The organism is Kitasatospora sp. NPDC036755 (genome assembly GCF_040636595.1).
Lineage (GTDB): Bacteria > Actinomycetota > Actinomycetes > Streptomycetales > Streptomycetaceae > Kitasatospora.
The window spans coordinates 1-3,393 of sequence record NZ_JBEZUT010000556.1 but is presented as its reverse complement, the minus strand read 5'-3'; the positions used below and the strand labels follow the sequence as shown (position 1 = coordinate 3,393).

Annotated in this window: 3 protein-coding genes; all 3 read right to left on the bottom strand. The window is 74.2% G+C overall.

Translation table 11 applies throughout. The annotated features are described in order from the left end of the window. Window positions 1-356 (bottom strand): TSUP family transporter (locus AB0E96_RS39790; RefSeq protein WP_359831553.1); only part of this gene is annotated, 356 nt, incomplete at its 3' end. Beyond that, on the bottom strand, window positions 353-1,777 hold the full coding sequence (locus AB0E96_RS39785) for an MBL fold metallo-hydrolase (RefSeq protein ID WP_359831551.1): 1,425 nt from the start codon (window positions 1,775-1,777) through the stop codon (window positions 353-355). The genes AB0E96_RS39785 and AB0E96_RS39790, both read right to left, overlap by 4 nt. Before the next feature lie 180 nt (window positions 1,778-1,957). Further along, window positions 1,958-3,154 carry an FAD/NAD(P)-binding oxidoreductase gene (locus AB0E96_RS39780; protein ID WP_359831549.1) on the bottom strand — a complete coding sequence of 399 codons (1,197 nt, stop codon included), beginning with the start codon at window positions 3,152-3,154 and terminating at the stop codon, window positions 1,958-1,960. Window positions 3,155-3,393 lie beyond the last annotated feature (239 nt).

The following is a 3,393-nucleotide window of genomic DNA, read 5'->3' as shown; positions in this document are numbered from 1 at the left end:
GTGCCGCGCAGCATCGCCGCGGCGGCCACGGCGGCCAGGACGGCGAACGCGGAGGTCAGCACCGACTGCGGGATGCGGTGGGCGAGCGCGGATGCCCCGACGGCGGGGAGCACCCCGGCCGCGGCGAACAGCGAGCCGGTCCGCCAGTCGATGGTGCCGGTGCCGGCGTGGCGGGCGAGCGCGGTGGCGGAGGTGGCGATGACGATGACCAGGCTGGTGGTCCCGGCCTCGGCGGGCGCGACGCCCAGCAGGTACACCAGGGCCGGGACGGCGAGCACTCCCCCGCCGCCGCCCAGCCCGCCGAGGGCCAGCCCGACCACGGCTCCGCAGAGCAGAGCGGTGATCAGGACGCTCACTCCGGGACGCCGTCCTGGGCCGGGCCGGCCGGGTGGGCGACCTCGCCCCGCCAGGCGGCGAAGCCGCCGCGCAGGTCGGTGGCCTCGAAGCCGCGGGCGCGCAGCACGGAGGCGGCCACCGAGGAGCGGTTGCCGCCCGCGCAGACCACGGTCAGCGGCCGTTCGGTCGGCAGTTCGCCCAGGCGGGCGAGCAGTTCGGGCAGCGGGACGAGCCGGGCGCCGGGAATCGTGCCCCGCTCCCGTATCTCGCCCGGGCCGCGCACGTCCAGCAGCTCGAAGTCACCGTCGTTCAGGGCCAGTTGGTCGGCGAGGACGTCGGCGTCCACCCGCCCGGCGGAGGTCAGGTGCGCCGCGCCGACGGCCTCCACCGGGACGGCCAGGGCGCCCAGGACGCGGTCGAAGCCGATCCGGGCCAGGCGGGTCCGGGCCTCGGTCGCGGTGTCCTGGTCGCCGCACAGCACGGTGGTGTCCCGGGCGTCGAGGACCTGGCCGGCGAGTTCGGCGAACCGGCCGCCGAGCGGGATGTTGACGGCGCCGTGCAGGTGGACCGCGGCGAAGGCCTCCGGGTCCCGGGTGTCCAGCACGGTGGCGCCGGCCGCCCGGGCCTCCAGGAACGCCTCCGGGGTGAGCGCGGGGACGGGGGCGGACTCGTCCAGGACCGGACGGGCCTGACGGTTGCGCACCGAGGTGAAGGCGAAGTAGGCGGGCGCGGCGGGCTGGCCCTCGGTCACCACGGCGACGAACGCGTCCTCGGTCATGTCGGCCAGCGCGTAGTTGCCGCGGCGCTGGTTGCCCATCGTGCAGCTCAGCTCGGCGGAGAGGTTCTTGCCGCAGGCCGAGCCGGCTCCGTGCGCCGGGTAGACCCGGGTGTCGTCGGGCAGTGCGAGCAGGGCGCGGGTGGAGCGGTAGAGGAGGCGGGCCATCTCCTCGGCGGAGCGGCCGCGCGAGCTGAGCAGGTCGGGGCGGCCGACGTCGCCGATGAACAGGGTGTCGCCGGTGAGCACGCCGAACGGGACGGCGTCGTCGGCGTGTTCGCGCACGACGACGCAGATCGACTCCGGGGTGTGGCCCGGGGTGTGCGCGATCTCCAGGTCGACCTCGCCGAGGGCGAGGTGCTCGCCGTCGCCCAGGGGGTCGGTGTCGAAGTCCAGCGCGGCGGCGGAGCCGTAGGAGATGCGCGCGCCGGTGCGCTCGGCCAGCTCCAGGTGGCCGGAGAGGAAGTCCGCGTGGATGTGGGTCTCGATGACCCGCTCGATGGTCAGGCCGTGCTGCTCGGCGGTGGTGAGGTACTCCTGGACGTCACGCTGGGGGTCGACCACGACGGCCCGGCCGGTGGTGCGGTCGCCGACGAGGTACGAGGCGTGGGAGAGGCAGTCGAGGTAGAACTGCACGAAGACCAGCGGTCCGGCGGGGGTCGTCATCCGGGGCTCCTGAGGGTGGGCGGTGGTGGTGCCCCGCGGCCTGGACGGCGGGGGCGGTGAACGGTCGGCGGGAGGTCGCGCGGGCAGGCGGGCACGCGCCGTCGGCGGGCGTCGTCGACGGGCGTCATCGGCGTGCGGTGGCGGTGGCGGTGCGGGACAGGCCGGTGGGCCCGGTACGGGTCAGGCGAGCCCGCGGAGCATCAGGTTCCAGTAGAGGAACGGCAGTCCGCGCCGCTTGAGGTACCACATGTCGGTGCGCTCGCGGACGGTGTCGATCACCGGGATCGAGGGGGTGGGCCGCCCGCTGTAGTCGAACTCGGCGAGCAGCATCTTGTTGCGGGCGGTGGTCAGCGGGCAGGAGGAGTAGCCGTCGTAGGAGGCCCTGGGCTCCCGGCCGTTGACGGTGGCGAGGAGGTTCTCGACCAGTACGGGCGCCTGCTTGCGGACGGCGGCGCCGGTCTTGGAGTTCGGGGACGATCCGGCGTCGCCGATCGCCCACACGTTGGGGTAGCGGACGTGCCGCATGGTGTGCTTGTCGATCTCGACGTAGCCGGCCGGGTCGTCGGCACCGGCGAGCGGGCTGCGCTTGATCCAGTCCGGGGCGCTCTGCGGCGGCACCACGTGGGCGACGTCGTACGGCAGGGTCGTCGTCCCCTTGGTCGCCAGGTCGGTGACGACCACCTCGCGGGCCTCGGGGCGCACCGCGGTGACCTCGCTCCCGTAGTGGACCTTGATGCCGTACCGGCGCACCACGTCCTCGAGGACGCGGGCGAACTCCGGGACCCCGAAGATGGCGGCGCCGGGGATCACCAGGTGGACGTCGATCTTTCCGAGCACGCCCTGCCGGCGCCAGTGGTCCGCGGCCAGGTAGGCGATCTTCTGCGGGGCGCCGCCGCACTTGACGGCGCCCGTCGGCATGCTGAACACGGCGCTGCCGGAGCGGGTTTCCCGGATGAAGCGCCAGGTCGCGGGGGCGTACTGGGGCAGGTAGTTGCTGGACAGGCCGTCCCGGCCGAGCCCGGCCTCCAGGCCCGGCACCCGGTCCCAGTCGAGCTGGATGCCGGGGCAGACCACGAGGTGGTCGTAGGAGACGGCGGAGCCGTCGTCCAGCGCCACCTCCCGGGCCTCGGGGTCGACGGCGACGGCCGCGCGGCGTATCCAGGCGACGCCCTTGGGCATGACGGAGGCCTGCGGCCGGATGCTCTCCGACAGCGGCGCCCGCCCGCCGCCGACCAGCGTCCACAGCGGCTGGTAGTAGTGCCGATCGCTCGGATCGAGCACCGCGACGTCCCGCTCACCGGCCCGGCGGAGCCGGGCGGCGACGGAGATCCCCGCGGTCCCACCGCCGATGATCACGATCCGGTGGTGCTTGGTCATCAAGAGCCCTGCCCTCCCTGCGTAAATGTACGGACATTAAAGTAGGCCTGCGCCGCGATTCCGCGCAAGCCATCGGGATTATTTGTCCGTACATTTGCCTGAGGGGCACGGCCGGGACGTCCGAAGCCGGAAAGGGCCGCGATGACGGCGGCCGGGCGTCGGCATCCAGGACGGCGTCGGCTTCCTCGGCGGCGTCTGCTCGGGCGAGTCCACCGGCAAGTCCGCGGACCTGCGGGCCG